We start from the raw sequence: 21,543 nt of genomic DNA on the forward strand, positions 1-21,543 counted from the left end.
AACAGGTTGGAGCGCCCCGTGAAGGGCCCTTTACGGAAGTTAGTCACCGCCTTTGCACGCTGCGAGCTTTGCAAACCCGCTTCGGGTTTGATAGCGGGCCGGGTCATGAGGAAGAATCACCCCGTTCCACTGTGCAGGCTCCCATGAGCAAGCGTCCCTACATCGTCGGCAACTGGAAGATGAATGGCAGCCGGGTCATGCTCGCCGAAGCGCGCGCGATCGACCGTGCGGCCCAGCGCCATCCCCATGTCGAAGTTGCGTTGGCACCGCCGTTCCCGTTTCTGGGTGCGCTGCGCGAGGCAGTGACTGCGATTGGCGTCGGCGGGCAGGATTGCCATACCGCTGCCAAGGGCGCGCATACCGGCGATGTTTCGGCAGCGATGCTGGCCGATATCGGCGCGGACTTCGTGATCCTGGGCCACAGCGAACGCCGCCGCGATCACGGTGAGGACGACGCGCTGGTGCGGGCCAAGGCCGAAGCCGCGCTGGCGGCGGGGCTTGGCGTGATCATCTGCGTCGGCGAAACGCTGGAAGAGCGCGATGCGGGTGAAGCCGAGGCGGTGGTCTCGCGTCAGGTCGAAGGATCGGTTCCGGCGGGCGAAACTGCAGCCGTGGCGGCAAGCCGGCTGGCGCTGGCCTATGAGCCGGTCTGGGCGATCGGCACGGGCCGGGTGGCGGCGGTGCAAGACGTGATCGCCATGCATGCGGCGGTGCGCGAGCGGCTGACCGCGATCTTCGGGGAGGAAGCGGAAAAGGTCCGCATTCTCTATGGCGGTTCGGTCAATGGCGAGAACGCGGCGGCGCTGCTGGGCGCAGACGGCGTCGGCGGGGCGCTGGTCGGCGGGGCGAGCCTGACGGCGGATGCCTTCCTGCCGATCATCGCGGCAGCTTGGCAAGGCGAAGACTAGGGCAGGGCAAAGACTGAAGGTCACCACCGGTCACGCCGGAACCTCAGCACTCTTGCGCAGGCGCGCCATGCGCCCTAGATGCGGCCCAATCTTTTCAGGCGAAACGCGATGTCACTGTTCATCTTCCTTACGGTCGTTCAGGCGCTGGTTGCAGCCGCGCTGGTCGGCGTGATCCTTATCCAGAAGTCTGAAGGTGGCGGCCTCGGTGTCGGCGGCAGCCCGGCGGGTTTCATGTCGGCACGCGGCGCGGCCGATTTCCTGACCCGCGCCACGACGGTGCTGGCCACGGCATTCGTCGGCCTCAGCGTCGTGCTGGCCGCGTTGGCTGTTGGCACGACTTCGAACCGCAAGATCGACACTTCGCTTGAGCGCACCGCGCCTGCGGTGCCGGTCGATCCGCTGGCCCAGCCTGCTCCGGCCCCGGCGGCTCCTGCGGCTGCAGTTCCGGCGCAGCCTGCTGCGGCAAAGCCTGCGCCTTCGGCTGATCCGCTGGCTGGCGGCGCCAAGCAATAAGGCATAACGCTGCCGGTTGATCCGGCGGAAAACGGCGCATCGCGGCCCGCTCGCAAGGTGGGGCCGCCGTGCGTTTGTTTGCCATTCATCTCGCGCCTGTGGATTGCCGCTGGAATCCGGCTGGCACCGCTTGCGTATCCAGAGCTTCTGACGGTAAGGCCCACCTCCCATGGCGCGGTACATTTTCATCACCGGCGGCGTGGTCTCCTCGCTGGGCAAAGGTCTCATGGCGGCAAGCCTCGCGGCGCTGCTGCAGGCGCGGGGTTTCCGCGTGCGGATCCGCAAGTTCGACCCCTATCTCAACGTCGATCCGGGCACGATGAGCCCCTATCAGCACGGCGAAGTCTTCGTGACCGACGACGGTGCGGAGACGGATCTCGATCTGGGGCACTACGAGCGCTTCACCGGCGTTTCGGCGCGCCAGTCTGACAATATCACTTCGGGCCGCATTTACCGCGACATCATCGCCAAGGAGCGGCGCGGGGATTATCTCGGTGCGACGGTGCAGGTGATCCCGCACGTGACCGATGCGATCAAGACCTTCGCGCAGGAAGAGACCGACGACCTCGATTTCGTGCTCTGCGAGATCGGCGGCACGGTGGGCGATATCGAAAGCCTGCCGTTCATCGAGGCGATCCGCCAGATGCGCAACGAACTGGGGCGCGAGGCGACCTGCTTCGTCCACGTGACGCTGGTGCCGTATATCGCCGCCGCTGGCGAACTGAAGACCAAGCCGACGCAGCATTCGGTGCGCGAGTTGACCGGGCTTGGCATCCAGCCCGATATCCTGCTCTGCCGCTGCGAAAAGCCGCTGCCCGAGAACGAGCGCGCCAAGATCGCGCTGTTCTGCAACGTGCGCAAGGAAGCCGTGATCCCCGCGCTCGATGCGCGCAGCATCTATTCGGTGCCGCTGCAGTATCATGGAGAGGGGCTCGATTCCGAAGTGCTGCGGCACTTCGGCCTCAGCAGTACCGCGCCCGATCTGGCGCGCTGGACCGATATCGTCGACCGCCATCAGCATCCCGAAGGCGAAGTGACCATCGGGGTGGTGGGCAAGTATGTCGGCCTGCAGGATGCCTACAAGTCTTTGAACGAGGCGCTGGTCCATGGCGGCATGGCGCACCGGGTGAAGGTCAATATCCGCTGGATCGATGCCGAGATCTTCGAGAAGGATGACGCCGAAATCGCCGCGCATCTGGAGCCGATGCACGGTATTCTGGTGCCCGGCGGGTTCGGCGAGCGCGGCACCGAAGGCAAGATCGCGAGCGTGCGCTTTGCGCGTGAACGCAGCGTGCCGTTCTTCGGCATCTGCCTCGGCATGCAGATGGCCTGCATCGAAGGCGCGCGCAATCTGGCCGGGATCGCGGGCGCAGGATCGACCGAGTTTGGCCCTTCGGAGGAGCCAGTTGTCGGCATCATCACCGAATGGATGACGTCCGAGGGCCTCGAAACGCGCGCTGCGGGCGGCGATCTGGGCGGCACGATGCGGCTTGGCGCCTATGAGGCGCAGCTTTCGGGCAACAGCCATGTCGCGCAAATCTATGATGCGACCGTGATTCAGGAACGGCATCGGCACCGCTATGAAGTTAACGTCGCCTACCGCGAGCGGCTGGAGAACGAGGGCCTTGTGTTCTCGGGCATGTCGCCCGACGGGCTGCTGCCGGAGATTGTCGAGCGGCCGGACCATCCGTGGTTCATCGGGGTGCAGTTCCATCCCGAGCTGAAGAGCCGCCCGTTCGATCCGCATCCGCTGTTCAAGGGCTTTATCGGCGCGGCGGTGAAGCAGGCCCGATTGGGCTGAGAGCCGCGGGGCGGCGCTGCAGGGGGAACATGCCATGGATGCCGCAACGCTTGCCGATACGCTGACTTCATCCAGCCTGCTGGCGGGATGTTCGCCCGAGGAACTGGCCGACATCGCCGCGCGCGGCAGCGTTCGCGCGTTCAAGCCGGGGACGGCGATCATCCTGCAGGGCGATCCGGGCGATACGCTGTGGATCATGCTTTCGGGCCTTGCGCGGGTGAGCATGGTGGCGGCCAACGGGCGCGAAATCGTGCTCGATTATGCCGAGCGCGGGGCGGTGCTGGGCGAGATCGCGTTTCTCGATGGCGGGGAGCGCACGGCGAGCGTCGAGGCGATCGAGCCGGTCGAGGCGCTGGGTCTGACGCGGACGGCGTTTACCGAGATCGTGGGCAAGCATCAGGGCCTCGCCATGCGGCTGCTGCAGGCGATGGCGCGGCGGCTGCGGCAGAACAACACGGTGATCGAAGCGGACCGCGCCTATACCTCCGGGCCGCGCCTCGCGCGGTTCCTGCTGCGGCTGATGATGGGCGGGGAGGGCGCGGAAACCCGGCTCAAGATCGCGCTCAGCCAGGGCGAGCTGGGCAACTTTGCGGGCATGTCGCGCGAGCAGATCAACCGCCAGCTTTCGGCGTGGGCAGACGGCGGGATCGTCTCGCTCAAGACCGGGCGGGTCACGGTGCTAGACCGCGAGGCGCTCGTGGATATTGCCGAGGCCTGGTAACGTATACGCCTCGTAACGTATACGAATACCGTCTGGTCTCCTGCGCCGGGGGCTGCCACCGTGGCGGCATGATCAGACATCTCGCTCTTGCCGCCCTGCTTGCGTTCCCCGGCCATGTGCAGGCGGCGCAGCCTTTGCCGATCACCGATGGGGTGAGTGCGGTGAAGCATCCCGATTGGTCGCAGCGGGCGACGATCTATGAAGTGAACATCCGGCAATATACGCCCGAGGGCACCTTCCGGGCGTTTGAACAGCACCTGCCGCGGCTGCGCAAGATGGGCGTCGACGTGCTGTGGATCATGCCGGTGAACCCCATCGCGAAGCAGGAGCGCAAGGGTTCGCTCGGCAGCTATTACGCGGTGAGCGACTATCTGGCGGTGAACCCGGAATACGGCGACATGGCCGATTTCAAGCACCTTGTGAACGCGGCGCACCAGCAGGGCTTCAAGGTCATTCTCGATTGGGTGGCGAACCATACCGGGTGGGACCATGTGTGGACCCGCGAGCATCCGGACTGGTATCTGCGCAATGCAGCGGGCGCGCTGGAAGGCTATCACTACAAGGACCTCAGCGACGGGCACGAGGAAGTCTGGGCCGACGTGATCGGGCTGGATTACCGCAAGCAGGCGGTGCGCGATGGCATGATCGCGGCGATGAAGTTCTGGCTCACGGAAACCGGGATCGACGGCTTCCGCTGCGATGTGGCGTGGACGCTGCCGGTCGATTTCTGGGATCAGGCGCGGGCCGAGTTCGACACAGTGAAGCCGGTGTTCATGCTGGCGGAGGCCGATACGCCTGAAATGCAGCTGCGCGCCTTCGACATGACGTATGACTGGAAGCTCTATCACCTGCTGATCGATGTGGCGAAGGGCAAGGCGGACGCGCGCGATCTGGCCAAGCACTACACCGCGCCCGCGCGCCGCTATCCGGCGGGCGCGATGCGCATGGCCTTCACCAGCAATCACGACGAGAATTCGTGGAACGGCACCGACAAGGAGCTTTATGGCGACGGAGCGGATGCGATGGCCGTGCTGGCGGCGACGCTGCCGGGGATGCCGCTCGTTTATGGCGGGCAGGAAGATGGCCTGAACAAGCGGCTGAAGTTCTTCGACAAGGATCCGATCGCGTGGGGCAAAAAGCCCCGCGCGGCGTTCTATGCTTCGTTGCTGGCGCTCAAGCACCGGCATCCGGCGCTGACGAGCGAGCATCAGCCCGGCAATCTCGAGATCATCGAGACCGGCAATCCCAAGGTCTATGCGTTCCGCCGGATCATGGGCGCGGACCGGGTGCGGGTCGAGGTGAATGTCTCACCTGAGGCGCAGCGCTATCAGGTGGCGGGCAAGCCGCGCAGCCTTGCCCCTTGGCGCTGGGCGATTTCGGCGCGGCGCTGATGCGCAAAGGGGCGGCCCTTCGCAGGACCGCCCCTCTCGCTGGAGAACAGGAAAGATCAGGCTGCGGCGCTGCTATCGCCTTCGACGATGGTGAGCGGCTTGGCCGCGCCGCCGATCAGCACCTTCTTGGGCTTCATCGCTTCGGGCACTTCGCGCACGAGATCGATGATCAGCAGGCCGTCCGCCAGATCGGCGCTTTCCACGCGGACGAAATCCGCCAGTTCGAAGCGGCGCTCGAACGCGCGGTTGGCGATGCCGACGTGGAGAAAGTGGCCGTCCTGCGCCTCGGCGCGCTGGCCCTTGATCACCAGCAGGTTCTGCTGCGCGGTGATATCAAGATCGTGCGGTTTGAACCCGGCGACGGCGAGCGTGATGCGGTATTCGTCATCGCCGCGCCGTTCGATGTTGAAGGGGGGGTAGTTGTCACCGGCATTGGCGCGGGCCTGGCGTTCGAGCAGGTCGAACAGGCGATCAAAGCCCACGGTCGAGCGGCGGTAGGGGGTGAAATCAAGACGTTCCATGCGAGCAATCCTCGTGTTTGAGCAATTTGCACTTTGACCGGACCCGAAATGGCGTCCGGCCGTTCACTTGTGGCCACGCCCGGCTTGCGGCGCGCGACACGATGACCCATGTGTGTTAGCGATTTTGCGATTTCAAGAGGTGCCCATGTCCGGTTCTGAAGCCCCTGCTGCTACGGTTGAGATCTACACCAAGTGGGGCTGCCCTTATTGCAGCCGCGCGCTGGCCTTGCTGGACCGCAAGGGCGCGAAGGTGACCGAGTATGACATCACGATGGGCGGCCCGAAGCGCGCCGAGATGCAGGAGCGCGCGCCGGGGGCGATGACGGTGCCGCAGATCTTCATCAACGGCCAGCATGTCGGCGGATCGGATGATCTGGCGGCGCTGGATGCGGCTGGCAAGCTTGATCCGCTGCTGGCAGCATGAGCGCTGACACGCGGCGCATCGCGCTGCTGCAGATGACAACGGGGATCGACCCGGCTGCCAATGCCGCTGCGATGGTGCGCGCGGTGGATGAGGCGGCGGGCGAGGGTGCTGCGATGCTGTTCACCCCCGAAATGTCCGGTCTGCTCGACCGGGAACGCGCGCGGGGCAGCCGCCATGTGGTGGCCGAGGATGCCAATCCGGTGCTGGCGGCAGTGCGCGATGCAGCGGCCAAGGCGGGCATCTGGGTGCATATCGGCAGTCTTGCGGTTGAGGCTGAAGACGGCGCGCGCTGGGCCAACCGGGCCTTCGTGATCGATCCGGCAGGCAAAATCGCCGCGCGCTATGACAAGATCCACATGTTCGATGTCGATCTGGCGAGCGGCGAAACCTGGCGCGAATCCGCCGCCTATCGCCCCGGTGAGGCAGTGGTGACGGTGGAGGGCACGCCGCTCGGGCGGCTGGGCCTGGCGATCTGCTATGACGTGCGCTTTCCGGCGCTGTTCGAGGAACTGGGGCGGAGGCGATGCGATGCGATTGCCATTCCCGCCGCGTTCACCGTGCCCACGGGCCGCGCGCACTGGCATCTCATGCAGCGCGCCCGCGCGGTGGAGGCGAGCGCCTTCGTGATCGCCGCCGCGCAGGCCGGCCGGCACGATGATGGCCGCGAGACTTATGGCCACAGTCTGGTGATCGATCCGTGGGGCGAGGTGCTGCTCGATCTGGGTGATGCGGCCGAGCGCGAGGGCGTGCTGGGCTATGCCGAGATCGATCTTGCCCGCATTGCCGAGGTGCGCGGGCAGGTGCCCAGTCTTGCCAACCGCCGCCCGATTCCTACATCTGTACAACCATGATTGTGTTCGATCTTGAATGCCGCGCAGGCGGGCACCGGTTTGAAGGGTGGTTCGCCAGCTCCGACGATTTTGCGAGCCAGCAGGCGCGCGGGCTGGTGACGTGCCCGGCTTGCGGCGCGCCCGAGGTGGACAAGGTGCTCTCCGCCCCGCGCCTGACGCGCAAGGGCAACCAGCTGCCCGATACCTTCACCCCTGCTGCCGCGCCAGCGGCTCTGCCCGCTGCCATGCCGCCCTCTGCCCCGGCAGTTGCCGTCTCCGCCGCGCCGATGCCGCCCGAGGCTGCCGCAATGCTCAAGGCCGTGGCGGCGGTGCAGGCCGAAATGCTCAAGTCCTCGACATGGGTCGGCGAGAACTTCGCCGAAGACGCGCGCGCAATGCATTACGGCGAAAAGGACGCCGCAATGATCCACGGCCGCGCCAGCCCGGAGGACGTGAAGAGCCTGATCGAGGAAGGCGTGCCCGTGGCGCCGGTGCTGGTCCCGGTGGTTCCGCCCGGTGAGGTCAACTGATTGCCAGCGGGCGCATAGCTGCTTAAAGGGCTGAGCCGGGGCGCCCGTAGCTCAGCCGGATAGAGCACCAGATTCCTAATCTGGGGGCCGTGGGTTCGAATCCCGCCGGGCGCACCAATCCTTCCCGCTTTGCTGCCTTATTCCGCCGGTGCCGGGTGATCGTCGGCATCGATCCACACCACGTGGGAATCGATCTCCAGCTTCAGAATGGCGCGCAGCGCGGCGATGCGGGCGGTGATTTCCTCGCGCCGCGCGTCGTTTGCCTGGCGCTGGGCAAGCAGCACATCGGCCAGATCGATCGCGCCGAGCTTGCCGCCGGTGACCGTGCGATCTGCCACCATGCCCGCCGCAGCGGCGGACTGGGCGAGCGCGTGCCAGCCGATCAGCCGGGCTTCGGCAAGCGCGCGGTCTGCGGCGGCGGTTGCGGCGACGGAGCGTTGCACGACCGCGAGATCCTGCGTGGCGGCGCGGGCATTGGCGGCGGCTTCATCGGCTTGCAGGCGGCGATAGCCACCGCCCAACGGCAGCGTGGCGACCACGCCGAGGCCGCGTTCCATCCCGCCGCGTTCGCTGAAGGCGCGCAGCCCTAACGAAGGATCGGCACGGCGTTCGGCGCGGGCGCGTTCGGCGGCAAAGCCTTCGCGGTCGGTCATGGCCTGCGCGGCGGCGACTTCGTGGCTACGTTCGACCACCAGCTTGGCCAGCGCGGGGAAGCCGGGCTGCGGCTCGCTTGGCGTGGTGGGCGCAGGGGGATCGGCTGGCAGGGGGATCGTGGGGAACGTCGCGGCAAGGCGCGCGCGGGCTTCGGCGGCGCGGGCGAGGGCATCTGCGCGCTGGCCGCGTGCGCGGGAGAGCGCGGCGCGGGCCTGATCGACATCGAGCGCAGCGGCATCGCGCAAGGCTGCGCGGCGCTCGACCGCGCCGAGCGCGCGTTCGAGGTAGGAGATATTCGCGGTATCGCTGGCGGCGAGTGCCCCGGCCTCGACCCAATCGAACCACTGCTGCGATAGGGTGAGCGCGGCCTGATGGCGCGCATCGGCCATCTGGTTCTGCGCGAAAAGCACCCCAGCCGCGCCGGTCTTGCGGTCGATCCGCGCCTTGCCGGGGAGGCGCAAGGGGCGGGTTATCGTCGCGTCGAATTCGGCAAACTGGCCCTCGCGGTCGACACTGCGGCGCAGCGCGGTGGCCTGCACCGAGATTTCCTGTGGGCCATGTGCGAGGGCGTCGGCCTGCGCGCGCGCGGCATCGATGCGCGCGGCGGCGGAGAGCACGCCGGGGTAGCTATCGAGCGCTTCGCTGACGAGCGGGGCGGGGGGGAGGTCTGCGCGCTGATCGAGCGGGATGGTTTGCGCTGCCGCGAGGCCGGGGAGGATGAGGGCCGAAAGCACGGCGATGCGAAGGTGGCGGTTCATGCGATGCGCCCTTTTTGGAGCACGGGGCTGGTATACCAGCGCACGGCGCCGCCGCGCCGGACGGTGCCCAGCGTAGCGAGCGCGCGGGGCAGGTCTGCCTCGGGGAGGACGAGTTCGACCGCGCGCCGATCGAGCCGGGCGGTCACGCGTTCCGCCGTGGTGGCATCGGAGAAATCGAGCCCGAGCACGGCTTCGCTGCGCACATGCACCGGGGTTTCGAGCGCAGTGCGCAGCGCCTCGCCGATCATTTCGGCATCGGCGGCGGCGCAGTGCAGGGTGAGCAGCATGTCAGCCATCGACTTTTTCCTCAGGCGATTCTCCGAACCGTTCGAACAGGATCGGCAGCAGCACCAGCGTGAGCAGGGTGGAACTGACCAGCCCGCCGATGACGACGATGGCGAGCGGCTGCTGGATTTCAGAGCCGGGGCCGCTGGCGAAGAGCAGCGGGACAAGGCCGAAAGCGGTGATGCTGGCGGTCATCAGCACCGGTCGCAGGCGGCGTTCGGCGCCAAGGCGGACGGCATCGGCCATGCTCATGCCTTCGGTGCGCAGCTGGCGGAAGTAGGAGACGAGGACGAGGCCGTTGAGCACCGCAATGCCCAGCAGCGCGATGAAGCCGACCGCGGCGGGCACCGAAAGGTACTGGCCCGCCGCCCACAGCGCGATGATCCCGCCGACCATCGCGAAGGGGATGTTGACGAGGATCAGCACCGATGCGCGCAGCGAACGCAGCGTGGCGAGGAGCACGAAGAAGATGAGCAGCAGTGCGATGGGCACCACCAACGAGAGCCGGGCGGCGGCGCGCTGCTGGTTTTCGAACTGGCCGCCCCACACGATGCGGTATCCGGCGGGCAGCGGCACTTTGCGCAAGACTGCCGCCTTGGCATCCTCGACATAGCCGACGAGATCGCGGCCCGAGACGAAGGCCTGCACCAGCGCATAGCGCGAGCCGTTTTCATGATCGATCTTCACCGTGCCCGCGACGGGACGGACATGGGCCACATCGCTCAGCCGCACGGTCTGGCCTTCGGCACCGCGCAGCAGGACATCACCAAATGCAGCCGGGCCAGAGGCTGTGGAATTGCCGCGCAGCACGATGGGGATGCGGCGGTTGCCCTCGGCGACGATGCCGGAGCGCACGCCTTCCAGCTGGCCGCGCAAGGTATCCTCGATCATCTCCACCGAGAGCCCGGCGCGCCCGGCGGCGAGGCGGTCGATATCGATCTGGAGATAATCGACGCGGTCGTTGGCGACGGTCATCACCTCGGTCGCGCCGCGTGTGCCCTTGAGGATCGCCTCGACCCGGCCCGCCAGCTTGCCCAGCGTGGCCCCGTCCGGCCCGAAGATCTTGACCGCGAGATCGCCGCGCGAGCCGGTGAGCATTTCGGAGACGCGCATTTCGATGGGCTGGGTGAAGCTGGCGTTGATGCCGGGGAGCAGCGCCATCGCAGTGCGCATTTCTTCGACCACGTAGTCCTTGGTGCCGCGCCATTCGCCTTGCGGCTTGAGCGTGATGAAGGTGTCGGTCTCGTTGAGGCCCATCGGATCGAGGCCAAGCTCGTCCGCACCGACGCGCGAGATCACGCGGTCTATCTCTGGCACTTTGGCCTTAAGGATGCGCTGCGCCGCCAGATCGCCCGCGACCGAGTGATCGAGGCCGATGGACGGACTCTTGACCAGCTGCACGATGACGCTGCCTTCGTCCATCTGCGGCATGAAGGTCTTGCCCACTGCGCCATAGGCGACGACGGCGGCGGCAAGGCCGAGCCCGGCGAGGCCATAGACGAGGGGCTGGCGGACGAACGAGGTGGCCAGCAGGGCGCGGTAACGCGGGGTGAGCCAGCGCATGATCCACGGTTCGCCGTGCGCGCCCGATTTGAGGCCGAGCGAGGCGAGGACGGGCACGAGTGTGATTGCCAGCAGCAGCGCGGCGATCAGCGCGAAGATGATGGTCAGCGCGACGGGCGCGAAGAGCTTGCCTTCGAGGCCTTCGAGCGAGACCAGCGGCAGGAACACGAGCGCGATGATGAGCAGGCCCGCCGAAACCGGCACGATCACATCGCTGGTGGCGCGGAACACGTGGTGGAGGCGCGGCGTATCATCGCCGGGCTTCACATGGCTGAGCCGTTCGACCACGTTTTCGACCACGACGACTGCGCCATCCACCAGCATCCCGATGGCGATGGCAAGACCGCCAAGGCTCATCAGGTTGGCGGTGAGTCCCCAGCCGCGCATCAGGATGAAGCAGACCAGCGCAGCCATCGGCAACGTGGTGGCGACAATCGCGGCGGCGCGCCAATCGCCGAGGAACACGACCAGTAGCACCACGACCAGCAGCGTCGCTTCGAGCAGGGCTTCCTCGACAGTGCCGACCGCGCGGGCGATGAGATCGGAGCGATCATAGAAGACGTTGATCTTCATGCCCTTGGGCAAGGCGTGTTGAAGATCGACAAGGCGTTCCTTGACCCCGGTGACGACTTTGCGCGCATCCGCGCCGCGCAGCGCGATGACGAGGCCTTCGACTGTCTCGCTGCGCCCGTCGCTGCTGACGGCGCCGTAGCGCGTGAGGCTGCCGTTCGTCACGGCAGCGACATCGCCGAGGCGCAGGACACGGCCTCCCGGCGCGCGCAGTACCAGCGCACGCAGATCATCGAGCGTGCGGATCGCGCCGACTGCGCGGACGATCAGCGCGTTCTCGCCATTGGCAAGGCGGCCCGCGCCATCATTGCGGTTGCCGCTTTCGACGGCGGCTTTCACATCGGCCAGCGTCAGCCCGGCAGCGGCGAGGGCCAGCGGATCGGGGCGGACTTCGAACGTGCGCACATAGCCGCCCAGCGCATTCACATCGGCCACGCCGGGCACGGTGCGCAGGGCTGGGCGGATTGTCCAATCGAGCACGGTGCGCCGCGCTTCAAGGCTCTGCGGGCCATCGATGGTGAACATGAAGAGTTCGGATAGCGGGGTGGAAATCGGCGCAAGACCGCCGCTGACGCCGCCGGGCAGATCGCCCATCACGCCCGCGAGGCGCTCGCTCACCTGCTGGCGCGCCCAGTAGATATCGGTTCCATCGAGGAAATCGATGGTGATATCGGCGATGGCATATTTGGCGGTGGCGCGCAGCACGGTCTGCTTGGGCAGGCCCAGCATTTCCTGCTCGATGGGCGCGAGGATGCGGGTTTCGACTTCGTCCGGCGTCATCCCCGGCGCCTTGAGGATGATCTTCACCTGCGTGGGCGCGATATCCGGGTAGGCGTCGATGGGCAGGTTGACGAACGTCCACCCGCCGATCCCCGCCAAGGCGAGCGCGGCGGCGAGGACGAAGAGGCGAAACGACAGCGCCTTGGCAAGGAGATCGCGGAGCATGGCGCCCTCGTCAGTTCGCGCCGGCGAGCGTGGCAAGCTCGCTCACGCCGCTGGCCACCACGCGTTCGCCTGGCGCAAGGCCGCGCGTGATGACCGCGCTTTCGCCCGATTGGCCCGCAACCGTGACCGGGCGCAGCCGCACGCCGCCGCGCACCGCTACGAACACGGCCTTGCCGCCGCCGACATCGGCCAGGGCGGCGGCGGGAATGCGCACCGCACCGGCGGGGGCGGGGCCTTCGATACCGATGGCGGCGGCGCTGCCCGCAATCGCGCTGCCGGCAGGGATCGTGGCGGTGACGGTGGCCGAGCGTGTGGCGGGATCGAGCGACTGGCCGACGGCGGCCACCGTTCCCGAAATGGTGCCGATGCGCACCGACATGCCGGGCTTCACCGTGCCGATCAGGCGTTCGGGGAGCTGGGCAGTGACTTGCAGCGGCCCGCCGCCGTCGATCACGAAGGGCGCCATCGCGGAATCGATGGCCTTGCCGGTCTCGGCGGTCATCGCGCTGATCCGCCCGCTGATCGGCGCGCTGAGCGTGTAGCCCGCGCCGCCTGCGCGGCCGCCGGGTACGAGCGCGATGAGGCGGGCCTGTTCGCCGACGTCGATTTCGCTCTGCCGGGCGAGCGAGGATGCTTCGTCGGCGCGGGCGGGGGCGATGATACCTTCGCGCGACAGCTGGCCGAGGCGCGCGGCCTGTGCGCGGGCGACGCTTTGGCGGGCGCGGGCGCGGGCGAGTTCGGCGGTCAGGCTCACCATATCGCGGCTGGCGACGGCCGCGAGGGGCTGGCCTGCGGTCACGTCCTGACCATTGACCACGAACACCCGCGTGATGACGCCGGGGAACTGGGCAGCGACGGCGACGCGGGCATTGGGCTGGGGCTGGATCTGCGCAGGCAGATCGGCCACCGGCATGGTCTGCGCAGGCGCTGCGGGGGTGAGCGTGATGCCGAGCGCGTGCATCTGTTCTGCCGAAAGCGCGATCATGCCGGGGTCTGCGGCGCTTGCTGCGGGCGCTGCGCCGGGGGCTTCTGCGGGCTGGGCATTCATCCACCACCAGCCGCCGCCTGCCAGCAGCAATGCGGCAAGGCCGCCGATCTTCCATGCGCCGATCTTCGAAAGGTTGTGCTTCATGATGGTGCCCCTAATTCGGCAAACTGACGTCAGCCTGACGCACGCGCCGACGGAAAGTGCAGGCGGATTTCGCGTGCTTCCGGGCAGGCCGCGAGGGTGCCGCCGTGGGCGCGCATGATCCGGTCGACGATGGCGAGGCCAAGTCCTGCGCCATCGCGGCTGGCATGATCGGCGCGGCGGTGGCGCTGGCTGAGCGCGGCGAGTTGGTCGGCGGAGAGGCCCGGGCCTTCGTCGCGCACCGCCAGCGTGCCGTCTGCCGCAGTGCGCACGGCGATGCAGCTGTATTCGGGGCTGGCCCTGAGCGCGTTCTCGATCAGGTTGCGCAGCGCGGCCGCAATCGCTTCGCGCCGCCCGGCGACCATGACGGGCGCTTCGGTTTCGAGCTCAAGGTGGCGGCCTGCATCGAGCGCGAGGGGGGCGAGCTGCGCGATGACGTCGGCGGCGATTTCGCCAAGGTCGACCGGCGCGGGCGGAATGTGTGCGGCATGGTCCGCGTCGATCTGTGCCAGCAGCATGAGCTGATCGATCAGGCGCCGCATCTTCGCGACATCGCCGCGCATGCGGGGGGCATCGGGATGATCGAGCCGGTCAAGTTCGAGCGAGAGCAGCGTCAATGGCGTGCGCAGTTCGTGCGCGATATCGGCGGCGAAGGCTTCGTGCAGCGCGGCGGCGCCGTCGATGCGGCCGAGCACGCGGTTGATCGCATCGGCAAAGGGGCGTGCTTCGACCGGAATGTCGGTGGTATCGACTTGCACGCCGCGCGTTTCCCGCGCACGCGCATCGATCTCGGCGGCGGCATCGGTCAGCGGGCGCACGCCGCTTTTGATCGCCCAGCGCCCCGCCAGCGCCATCGGCAGGATCAGCACCGCCATCGGCAGCAGCACGTGCTCGCTCAGCTCATGCAGCGCGCGCCGGAAGGCATCGCTGTCAGACAGGTTGCTGAACGAGATGCGGTATTCGATGCCGATCACGATCAGCAGCAGCACCGCGCCGAGCCCGCCGACAAGGCCAAGGCTGGTGATCAGCCGCCGGACGATGGAAGGCGGGCGCTTCATGCGCCGCGCGCCCGCGCCATATAGCCCACGCCGCGAATGGTGTGCAGTTCCAGCGCCGCCCCGGCTTCTTCCAGCTTGCGGCGCAGGCGCGAGACGTTCGCTTCGACTGCGTTGGGCGTGACCGCTTCATCGAAGGTATAGAGGCAGCTTTCGATGACGGCGCGGCGCACGACCTGATCGGCGCGGCGCAGGAGGAGTTCGATCAAGGCAGCCTCGCGCCGGGTGAGGTCGAGCGTGATGCCGCCGATGGCGACCCGCTGGCTGGCGGGATCGAACGTGACGTTGCCGAGGGTGAGCTGCGCGTCCTGCCGGGTGCCGGGCCGCCGCAGCAGCGCGCGCAGGCGCGCGGCCAGTTCGCTCATCGCGAAGGGCTTGGGCAAGTAATCGTCTGCCCCGGCATCCAGCCCGCGGATGCGGTCTTCCAGAGCATCGCGCGCGGTGAGCACGAGGATCGGTGGGCGCGGCGCGCGGCGGGCGCGCAGCCAATCGATCCCGTCACCATCGGGCAGGCCGAGATCGAGCACGATGCCATCGAAGGGCGCATCGCGCAACGCGTCGGTCGCGGCGGCGAGGGTGCTGACCGCATCGCAGACATGGCCCTGCGCGGCGAGGCCATCGGCGATCAGGCCGGCCAGCCGTTCGTTGTCTTCCACTACCAGAACGCGCGCCATGATAACCCTGCATCAGCCTTGCCCGCGATCTTGGCAAGCGAAGCTGACCGCAGCCTGACACGCGCGGCCCGGCCGGGATCAGACGCCGACGCGGTCTCTGAGATAAGTGAGGTACTGGCGCATCGCCTCCATCGCCTCGTCGTTGATGGCGAGGAGATCGCGGCGCCGATCCAGCGGATCGGACCAGCGGCGGATCAGGCCCATATCGACGAGGCTTCGGATCTGGCGCAGCGCAGTGCTCATCGGGACGCCCGCCGCCTGGCAGACGCTGGAGACGGGCACGGTCTTTTCCTCAAGCCGGGCGGAGGTCAGATCGAGCAGGATATCCCACATCGGATCGGAGAACAGCGCGGGATTGAGGAACTGTCCGCGCTGTTCGCGCATGCGCACGAGCTTGCGGGTGATCTTGAGCAGTTCGGCATCATCGACCGGGGTGAGCGGGGCGAGCGCGGTCGGCTGGCCGGGTTCAGCGGCAGGCCCGCGCAGGCTGGCGCTGAGTGCGGCGATCGAGCGTTCACCGCACAAGCGCAGCCATTTGCGCATCGCACGGCGCAGCGCGGCGGCCAGATCCTCGCGCGAGACGGGCTTGGTCAGGAAATCGGCGGCTTCATTGCGCATGGCCGCCACTGCGACGTCGATACTGCCAAAACCGGTTATGACGAGCGTGACAAGCGGGCGCTGCGAGGAGAAGCGAGAGGAGAGTTCATCCAGCAGTGAAAGGCCGGTCATCCCCGGCATCTGCACGTCGGTGACGACGATGCCGATGCTTTCATCCTCGGCGATCATGCGCAGCGCAGACGCTGCATCGAGCGCATAGCTGCACACATAACCGAGGAGGTTTGCGGCTTCCACGACCTCTTCAGCCGTCGCCCGGTCGTCATCGACAACCAGGATCCGGCATTGTGCGCTGTCCCGCTCTGCTATCACCCTTGCGTCCATGACCTCACGTTACTTAGCGCGTCTGTTCGGGAATTACATCCGGTTTGGACCATGTTCCCGTCAAAACTGCGCATGTCGAATGCAATCGCATCTATCAACGCCAGATTGGTGCCAATGTGGCACCGATCCGTGTCGATTGCAGCACTATAAATGCCTAGGGCTACCTTTAAGCTACCGCTTATGCTTAGTATTCGATGAGGATGTCTCGTCGCGCGCGGCGGGCGATCGCGGGGCAGATCGCGGGGCAGGGGGAACATGACGGTGCAAGCGGAATCAAAGGTCGCGGAATGTCTGCATGAGCTGCGCCAGCCGCTCAACGTGATCGGCCTTGCGACGGGCAATCTGCGCTCGGCCCTGTGCCCCGGACTTGGCCGTGAGCAGGCCACCTATCTTGTGGCGAAGCTTGACCGGATCGACGAGCAATTGGCCCGGATCGCGGCGCTGGCAGACGAGATGGCTGCCGCTGCGCACGAAGCGGTTGCCGCGACGCGTTCGGTCTGAGGCGGGGGCAGCGGCAATGTACGGCATGAGCCACCGCGCGCTCCGGCAGATGATGCTCGACCGGCTTGGTCCCGCGGCTTGGGCGAAGGTGGAGCGCGAGACGAGCACCGGGCCAGCGGATCTCATCAGCCTGTGCGTCTATGATGATTCCAAAACCATCGCGCTGATCAGCGCTTCGGCCGCGCAGCTTGGCCTCTCGTTCGATGAGGCGCTGCTTGTGTTTGGCCGTTACTGGATCCACTTTGCCGAGCTGAGTTCGTTCGGGCCGATTATGGATTTCACCGGACGGGACATCGTCACCTTCATCAACAATCTTGATCGTATGCATCGTTCGGTGGTTCTGGCGATGCCCGATGCGCGGGTGCCGTCGTTCACTTTGGTGGATGAAACGCGCTCGCGTCTGGTGGTGCGCTATCGCTCCGACCGCACGGGGCTGGAGGCATTCGTGATCGGGTTGCTCGAAGGGCTGATGGACCGGCTGGGCGAGACCGGGGTCGTGGAAGTGGCGGACCGGGCAGGCCATACCATCGATTTCGCCATCCGGCTCGACAGGGCCTGACGGACGATGAAAGCTGCCGTCACCATCCGTGAATCGCAGCTGGGCGCACTCTTCCGGGCCTTCATCAAGGTTGACCGGCACTTCGTGGTGCTCGTGACGGGGCCGTTCTTTCTCAGCCGCCAAACCGAAGTCATGCCCGGCGCACAGCTGAGCGAGCTGTTTTCACTGAGCTATGACCGGGATGACGGGAACGCGCTGCCGCTAGAGGTCGCGGTTGCCGCCATGGCTGATACGCCCGAACGGCTGGAGCTGTTTTGCCGGACCAAGAACATCCGGCTTGCCGGGATCGTGTTCTCCACCGAAAACGATGGCTTTCTGCTGGCGCTCAACATCGTGCCGGAGGATTTCATCATCGAGGGGCAAGGCCTCAATATCTCGGACTTTTGTCAGATCGATGCCTCGGTTCCGGCGCTCACCCTGATCGGCATGCAGCGCGCGCTGCTGGCCGAAGCGCGCACTGCGGCCGTAGATCTTGCCAAGGCTCAGGCCGACGCGATCGAGTTGCTCGATCGGACGCAGCGCCTGGGGCGATATATCGTCCATGATCTGACCAATTATCTCTCGATCATCCGGCTCAACGTGGCGAACCTTGCCCGGCCTGGCGGCGCAAGTTATGGCGGCAACGACAGCGCGGAGGCGAGCCGCGCCGCGATCGAGGCGGCCACGCGCCATGTCAGCGAGCTGACGCTATCCTTGGAGCGGCTGACGGGCCACCGCGATGTGGAAGTTCCCCCGTTGGCGGTGGACCAGACCATTCGCGCGAACCTTGCGTTTCTGGCCGCGTCGCTGCCGTCCGATTTCACGCTCGATTTCATCGGCGGTGCGGCGCAAGTGGCGGTCCGCGTCGGCCGGACCGAACTGATCACCATGCTGACCAACGTGATCGTTCATGCCCAGTCCGCGATGGTGCGGGGCGGCTCTCTAACGATTTCGACATATCGTTCGCAGGAAGTGCCAAGGGGAGCAGGCGGAGGCGAATGGGCGGTTATCAAGATCATCGATGATGGCCCGGGGCTTGATCTCGATGCGGTGCGCTCGATGTTCGACCAGCATTCATCGGTCCGGCCCGAAGGCCCCGATCTGCCGCTGCGATCGCTGCAGACATGGGCCCGCTCAGTGGGCGGCGATGCGACGATCCACCCCCAGCCGGGCGCGGGCACTGATATCCGCATTCATCTGCCCGTTTGCAGCGAAGTGGCGGCGGCGGCCCCCGCCAACGTGCCATTTGTCCGCGATCCGGCATCGCGCACCCGTGCGTCCAAGCCCCTTGGCACGCTGGCGCGGGTGCTTGTGGTGGAGGACGAAATTCACGCGCTCGACGCAGTTGTGGAGATCCTGCGGCTCGAAGGCTATGCAGCAACCCCGGCCAGCAATGCCGCACAGGCGATCGAGGCGCTGAAGGCCAGCGAGTTCGATATCCTGCTGACAGATGTCATCATGCCCGAGACGAGCGGCGTCGAACTGGCTTGTGAAGTACAGGCGCGGCATCCCCGCATCGGGATCATCCTCATGAGCGGGTATCTGCCGGACGAAAGCCTGCTGCAACCGCATTGGCGGATGTTGCGCAAGCCGCTCGATCTCAGCCTGCTTTCGCAGACGCTGGCGGCAGCCCATGCCGCGATCCTCAAGTTGGGCGCACTCTGATCGTGGTTGCTGCCCGTGATACGGGTAGCCAGGGTTCTAGCGGCTCCGCCTTCAGACCGCAGGCCTTAGGGAACGTTTCGGAGCGGTCTGCACTGCAGCCAGCTGACTGACCAACGTATCGACGGAGAACGGCTTTTCCAGCAGCGGCCAGCCAAGCCCGGCTTCGGCGTTGCGCGCGGCGTTGCCCGACATCAGGATGATGCGCAAACCCGGATCAGCCGCAGCGGCTTGCCGGGCAAGCGCCGTGCCATCCTCGCCATTGCCGAGTAGAAGATCGCAGATCAGCACATCGAATTTCTGCGTTGAAAGCGCCTCAAGGGCTTCGTGCGAAGCGGCGCAGCCGATTGCGGAATGGCCTGCCAGGTTGAGCGTTTCGACCATGCCGCTGAGGAGATCGGGTTCGTTGTCGACGATCAGAACCCGCAACTTTTCGGGCCGAGGAGCGGGAAGGGCAGCGATCTTCGGCTCTGCACCATGCGGCTGGCCAATAGCGCCGATCCGTGCGGGCAGCAGGATTTGCACCACGGTGCCCTGCGTGTTGCTGCTGAGCACGCGTGCGGTGCCGCCGTGATGGGCAGCAAAGCCGAGTACCGCGGCAAGGCCAAGCCCGGTGCCGCGCGCCGGGCCCTTGGTCGAGAAGAACGGTTCGAACGCGCGTTCGCGCACGTCTTCACTCATGCCCGCTCCGGTATCCGCCACTTCGACGATGACCAGCGGTCCGTCCTGCAACTGGACGGGCAGGTCTTCCCGGCCGGGGCAACCTTCGCCCGCCGGGCTGAGCCAGGTGTGGATGGTGAGGACGCCGTGATCGCCCATGGCATCGCGCGCATTGATCGCAAGATTGACCAGCGCGTTGTTGAAGCCTGCGGGATCGACGTCGACCGAGAGCGCGCCCTGCCAGAGCCTGACTTGCAAATCGATACCCGGACCAACGGCGGCCCGGATCAGCGCTAGCAGCCGCGTGGTGAGGCTGTTGATATCGGCCACTTCGGGGATGCCGCGTGGGTGGCGCGCGATGCCAAGCAGCGAACGCGTGATATCAACCCCGCGCAGTGCGGCCTGTGTGATCAGCGCGAAGCGGTCGCGCACCGTCTCGCTATCGGTTTCACGTCCGCCGATTTCGGCATGGGTGGCAATGATGCCCAGGATATTGTTGAAATCATGGGAGAGTTCGCCAGAGACTTGCCCGATCAGCTCCATCTTGCGGCTGCGCAGCAGCTCGGTCTTGGCCTCGATCATGACGAGGCCCTGCGCGAGACTGACGCTCAATTCCTCAAGGATCTTGATCTCGTCGTTGGAAAAGGCGCCGGGCTCTTTCGAATAAAGCGTGAGCGAGCCGAAGGCGCGGCTATCGCGTAACAGCGGAAAGGCGGCGATCGCCTCGAACCCCTGATCGAGGGCCGCATCGCGCCAGGGGGCCAGTTCCGGATCCTCGGCAACCGAGTGCGACACGAACACTTTGCCATCGCGCACGGCCTTGGCGGTGGGCGCCGTGCCGAGCACGGGATCATCGGGGCGAATATCGAGCGCGTTGATATAGTCGGCGTGGCTGTTGGCATGGGCGGTGACGCGGATTCTGCCCTCGGGCTGAAATTCGCGCAGGCCGATCCACGCTGCGGCATAGCCGTCGTCTTCGGTCAGGCTCTGGCAGACGAGCTGGTGCAACTCGGAGCGGGACTGCGCGCGCGAGATCGCGGCATTGACTTGCGCGAGCGCACGCAGCGCGCGCCGGTTACGGATGATGCTGGCGGTGTTGCGGTGGTCTTCGGTGACATCGGCGGCAAAGCCGATCCAGTATCCGGATGACCCGGCCTTCACGCTGTGCGGAAAGAATTTCACGCGCATCACGCGCTCCTCGCCGCTTGCCGTGATCATCCGGAATTCGCTGATGAACGTTTCGAGACCGGCCTGACCAGCGCGGATCTCTTGCCGCACGCGCTTGCGATCATCGGGGTGTACGGCTTCGAGGCGCGCTTCGGCCGCTTGAAACAGCGTCTGCGCGTCAGGTCCCCAAACTCGCTCGTATGTCGCTGTGGCAAACGCCAGTTCGCCAGAGGGATAGGCCTCGATCCAGATGTTCTGATCGATGGAATTGGCGGCAATCCGCGCCACATCGAGCTGGGCCAGAAGGGTTGCGCGCACGGCCAGCAGATGCAAGACGGCCAGCGCAAGCACTGCGAGCAAGATACCAGCGAGGGCCAGCGTTGGCCCCGAGTTGGGAGTTTGCAGCTCGAAGCCCGCCAGTACGGCCGCAAAAGCCGCTGCGGCGGGCGGCCAGACCTGCGCATTCTTGCGCCATTCTGCCATCGTCCCCAGGCCCCTTTATGCCGTCTGCTCGTCCGGCTTCTTGATTGGAGACCCGCAAACCTCCGGGTCCCGATGCCTTGCCCCCCGACATTGCACCTAGTGAGATTACTGTACGCCTGTCGGGCGCGAACCGCCAAGCTCCGATATGTATTAATAGGTTGCCGTATACCTGGCTCATATCGAGGCCGGATCGGGCGGGGAACTCGCCCAATCCGGCACCAGGATCTACTACCGATCGATCAATCGCCCGCTCGCAACGGAAGCGACAGTGCCGAGTAACTTTCCGGCAAGGGCAATACCCGGCCTCGGATCGGTGGCGGA

At 66.4% G+C, this 21,543-nt stretch carries 20 protein-coding genes and 1 tRNA gene; 12 read left to right on the forward strand and 9 right to left on the reverse strand.

The window, feature by feature from the left end; translation table 11 throughout:
• Window positions 1–143 precede the first annotated feature (143 nt).
• The 5 genes from tpiA (at window position 144) to CFE35_RS01050 (ending at window position 5,334) form a co-directional block, all read left to right on the forward strand.
• Window positions 144–908, forward strand: coding sequence for a triose-phosphate isomerase (gene tpiA / locus CFE35_RS01030; protein WP_292927028.1), 765 nt, complete (start codon window positions 144–146; stop codon window positions 906–908).
• A gap of 108 nt (window positions 909–1,016) precedes the next feature.
• Window positions 1,017–1,421, forward strand: coding sequence for a preprotein translocase subunit SecG (gene secG, locus CFE35_RS01035; RefSeq protein ID WP_292927030.1), 405 nt, complete (start codon window positions 1,017–1,019; stop codon window positions 1,419–1,421).
• 169 nt (window positions 1,422–1,590) lie between these two features.
• Window positions 1,591–3,222, forward strand: coding sequence for a CTP synthase (locus CFE35_RS01040; RefSeq protein WP_292927032.1), 1,632 nt, complete (start codon window positions 1,591–1,593; stop codon window positions 3,220–3,222).
• Window positions 3,223–3,256: 34 nt separating this feature from the next.
• Window positions 3,257–3,943 carry a Crp/Fnr family transcriptional regulator gene (locus tag CFE35_RS01045; protein WP_292927034.1) on the forward strand — a complete coding sequence of 229 codons (687 nt, stop codon included), beginning with the start codon at window positions 3,257–3,259 and terminating at the stop codon, window positions 3,941–3,943.
• 68 nt (window positions 3,944–4,011) lie between these two features.
• The gene (locus CFE35_RS01050; protein WP_292927036.1) at window positions 4,012–5,334 is read left to right on the forward strand and encodes an alpha-amylase family glycosyl hydrolase; all 1,323 of its coding nucleotides are present in this window, start codon (window positions 4,012–4,014) and stop codon (window positions 5,332–5,334) included.
• 56 nt (window positions 5,335–5,390) lie between these two features.
• On the opposite strand, the gene CFE35_RS01055 is transcribed toward CFE35_RS01050, so the two are convergent.
• Entirely contained in the window at window positions 5,391–5,855 is a 465-nt protein-coding gene (locus CFE35_RS01055; protein WP_292927038.1) for an Hsp20 family protein, read from the reverse strand.
• A gap of 145 nt (window positions 5,856–6,000) precedes the next feature.
• Here CFE35_RS01055 and grxC point away from each other — a divergent pair, with 145 nt between their 5' ends.
• From grxC to CFE35_RS01075, 4 genes are all read left to right on the forward strand, one after another.
• On the forward strand, window positions 6,001–6,279 hold the full coding sequence (gene grxC, locus CFE35_RS01060) for a glutaredoxin 3 (RefSeq protein ID WP_292927040.1): 279 nt from the start codon (window positions 6,001–6,003) through the stop codon (window positions 6,277–6,279).
• On the forward strand, window positions 6,276–7,130 hold the full coding sequence (locus tag CFE35_RS01065) for a carbon-nitrogen hydrolase family protein (RefSeq protein ID WP_292927042.1): 855 nt from the start codon (window positions 6,276–6,278) through the stop codon (window positions 7,128–7,130). The genes grxC and CFE35_RS01065 overlap by 4 nt, the downstream gene beginning before the upstream one ends.
• A complete protein-coding gene (locus tag CFE35_RS01070; RefSeq protein WP_292927043.1) occupies window positions 7,127–7,639 on the forward strand; it encodes a DUF1178 family protein in 513 nt (170 codons plus the stop codon). The genes CFE35_RS01065 and CFE35_RS01070 overlap by 4 nt, the downstream gene beginning before the upstream one ends.
• Before the next feature lie 40 nt (window positions 7,640–7,679).
• Window positions 7,680–7,756 (forward strand) — tRNA-Arg (locus CFE35_RS01075).
• Window positions 7,757–7,776: 20 nt separating this feature from the next.
• Here CFE35_RS01075 and CFE35_RS01080 read toward each other — a convergent pair.
• From CFE35_RS01080 to CFE35_RS01110, 7 genes are all read right to left on the reverse strand, one after another.
• On the reverse strand, window positions 7,777–9,051 hold the full coding sequence (locus CFE35_RS01080) for a TolC family protein (protein WP_292927045.1): 1,275 nt from the start codon (window positions 9,049–9,051) through the stop codon (window positions 7,777–7,779).
• Window positions 9,048–9,347 carry a DUF3240 family protein gene (locus CFE35_RS01085; protein WP_292927047.1) on the reverse strand — a complete coding sequence of 100 codons (300 nt, stop codon included), beginning with the start codon at window positions 9,345–9,347 and terminating at the stop codon, window positions 9,048–9,050. Before CFE35_RS01085 ends, CFE35_RS01080 begins: the two co-directional genes overlap by 4 nt.
• A complete protein-coding gene (locus CFE35_RS01090) occupies window positions 9,340–12,414 on the reverse strand; it encodes a CusA/CzcA family heavy metal efflux RND transporter (protein ID WP_292927049.1) in 3,075 nt (1,024 codons plus the stop codon). Before CFE35_RS01090 ends, CFE35_RS01085 begins: the two co-directional genes overlap by 8 nt.
• A gap of 10 nt (window positions 12,415–12,424) precedes the next feature.
• Window positions 12,425–13,546: an efflux RND transporter periplasmic adaptor subunit gene (locus CFE35_RS01095; protein WP_292927051.1), complete on the reverse strand. Its 1,122-nt coding sequence runs from the start codon at window positions 13,544–13,546 to the stop codon at window positions 12,425–12,427.
• Window positions 13,547–13,575: 29 nt separating this feature from the next.
• Window positions 13,576–14,601: a HAMP domain-containing sensor histidine kinase gene (locus CFE35_RS01100; protein ID WP_292927053.1), complete on the reverse strand. Its 1,026-nt coding sequence runs from the start codon at window positions 14,599–14,601 to the stop codon at window positions 13,576–13,578.
• Window positions 14,598–15,272, reverse strand: coding sequence for a response regulator transcription factor (locus CFE35_RS01105; protein ID WP_292927055.1), 675 nt, complete (start codon window positions 15,270–15,272; stop codon window positions 14,598–14,600). Before CFE35_RS01105 ends, CFE35_RS01100 begins: the two co-directional genes overlap by 4 nt.
• A 78-nt stretch (window positions 15,273–15,350) precedes the next feature.
• Window positions 15,351–16,211, reverse strand: coding sequence for a response regulator (locus tag CFE35_RS01110; RefSeq protein WP_292927057.1), 861 nt, complete (start codon window positions 16,209–16,211; stop codon window positions 15,351–15,353).
• Window positions 16,212–16,466: 255 nt separating this feature from the next.
• Here CFE35_RS01110 and CFE35_RS01115 point away from each other — a divergent pair, with 255 nt between their 5' ends.
• The 3 genes from CFE35_RS01115 to CFE35_RS01125 are packed head-to-tail and all read left to right on the forward strand — an operon-like array spanning window position 16,467 to window position 18,915.
• Window positions 16,467–16,712, forward strand: a complete 246-nt coding sequence (locus tag CFE35_RS01115; protein ID WP_292927059.1) for a hypothetical protein — start codon at window positions 16,467–16,469, stop codon at window positions 16,710–16,712.
• Complete coding sequence (locus CFE35_RS01120) at window positions 16,690–17,271, forward strand: heme NO-binding domain-containing protein (RefSeq protein ID WP_292927061.1); 582 nt, start codon at window positions 16,690–16,692, stop codon at window positions 17,269–17,271. The genes CFE35_RS01115 and CFE35_RS01120 overlap by 23 nt, the downstream gene beginning before the upstream one ends.
• Window positions 17,272–17,277: 6 nt before the next feature.
• Window positions 17,278–18,915 carry a response regulator gene (locus CFE35_RS01125; RefSeq protein ID WP_292927063.1) on the forward strand — a complete coding sequence of 546 codons (1,638 nt, stop codon included), beginning with the start codon at window positions 17,278–17,280 and terminating at the stop codon, window positions 18,913–18,915.
• Between the two features lie 51 nt (window positions 18,916–18,966).
• Here the strand turns inward: CFE35_RS01125 and CFE35_RS01130 are convergent, their stop codons facing one another.
• A complete protein-coding gene (locus CFE35_RS01130) occupies window positions 18,967–21,222 on the reverse strand; it encodes a GAF domain-containing protein (protein WP_292927065.1) in 2,256 nt (751 codons plus the stop codon).
• Window positions 21,223–21,543: the final 321 nt, after the last annotated feature.

This window comes from Novosphingobium sp. PASSN1 (assembly GCF_002278815.1).